Consider the following 1609-nt stretch of genomic DNA (forward strand, 5'->3'; position numbering starts at 1 on the left):
GTAACGTGAAACGGCAACGCACAACCGAAGCACCACCCACCATCCTGGTTGCAACGTAGCTGCCTGCTTTGTTCAACTACCCTCTTCCCGAGCTCCCTCTTCCTTTACTCCCTCTTCCATGCTTCCCTCTTCCCGGGCTCTCTTGCTTTTTTGCAGTTGATACTGTATGTTTATATTTTTATAGAACAATAAACCTTAACTATGAGTACTCGCTTCATGCGGCTTATGTCCGCCTTCTTTCTGCTTACTATATTTACTGCCTGCCAAAAAGAAATTAGCTCCCTTGAAGAGGATGAAACTGAACTGCCGGAGGAATTACTCGGGCAGCTGCCTAAACAGTTTGTTTTGAAACATTTTACTGACAATTACACGGAAGTGTGGTCAATGCAGTATGATACTGCCAATCGACGTATTAATGTATACTATGATGATACCACCAATGCAAACCCCTATGATGAACTAAAAGCATCCTATCAGTTTAATACAGCCGGCTACCTGGTTAAATTTACAAATAATTACGGTGGCGATCTGGAGGCAAGTGAAATTGTCCGTGATGCTAATAACAGGATTAAATACATCACCAATTTTGATTCATTTGTGTTTGAAACTGATACCAGTTTCTATTCCTATGAAACTAGTGGAACTCAATTAAAACATACCATTAATCGTCGGGAATACTGGGACAACGGGGTAAAAGAGCGAATCGATACCTATACCTATAATAACAATGTGTTGCAAAACCTGCGTCCAGGTATAAACGCATTTGATATTGTTTACCAATATCAACAAAACAAACTGACTAATATGGGATGGAGTGGGAATGGCAATTTCTTTACCATGTCAATGACTTACCAGACTGCTGATCCGGAAGAGCGCAGAGACTTGTTCCTTGAGTTGATACTTGGTAAAGATCATTATGTACAGGACATTCGGGACATGTATTTCTTCTTCCTGTTTCAGGACAGGGGGTATTTAACGTTGTCAGCTTCTGACCCACATCACGTTAAAGCGTTCTCCTTTGTTTATAAAAGTGACAATGATGAAGGATCCGATAATGCAAACATTTCTTACGAGTTTAATGAGAAAGGACAACCCGTATCCATCTTCATCCAGTCGTCGGAGTCAACTGCACAATATCTGGTGCGGTACTAATGACAGATACCAGCGCCTTCAGGACATCTGTTAAGCATCCTTTTGTAGATCCTGGTAAAACCTGTTCGGAGGAACATTATACTCCCGGATACATCGTTTTAAAGCGGATAATTCTCTGAATTATCCGCTTTTCTTTTGGTTAATTTGGAAGAGCATCGTAAGTTTACAGCCCCGCAAAAGGGTAGTTCTTTACCAGATTTTCCCCAAAAACAATTTTCTTTTTTTTTAAAATAGATTTGGAAGGGTAGCATAAGCCCCCTTATCTTTGCGCCCCGCAGATGAGAAAAAGGGGTTGAAAGGAAGCGGGATTAGATCTTTGAGTGGGCAGTGGTTTTTGAGTCTTGAGAAGTTTTTGAAAAAAGATTTGGAGGGAATAAAAAAACACTGTTACCTTTGCACCCCGCTGCAGAAATAAAGCGGGTAGTTCTTGGAAAAAGGGGGGAGTAAGGGAAGTAAC

General features: G+C 41.1%; 1 protein-coding gene. It reads left to right on the top strand.

Annotated elements, in window-relative coordinates; genetic code table 11:
* The first annotated feature begins 201 nt into the window (after positions 1 to 201).
* Positions 202 to 1152, top strand: a complete 951-nt coding sequence (locus MD536_RS20935; protein WP_239603747.1) for a hypothetical protein — start codon at positions 202 to 204, stop codon at positions 1150 to 1152.
* The last annotated feature ends 457 nt before the right edge of the window (positions 1153 to 1609 follow it).

This window comes from Flavihumibacter cheonanensis, assembly GCF_022352215.1.
GTDB classification, from domain to species: domain Bacteria; phylum Bacteroidota; class Bacteroidia; order Chitinophagales; family Chitinophagaceae; genus Flavihumibacter; species Flavihumibacter cheonanensis.

Coding starts and splice junctions, on each gene's coding strand:
- MD536_RS20935 (WP_239603747.1), top strand. CDS start 202: ATGAGTACTCGCTTCATGCGGCTTATGTCCGCCTTCTTTCTGCTTACT.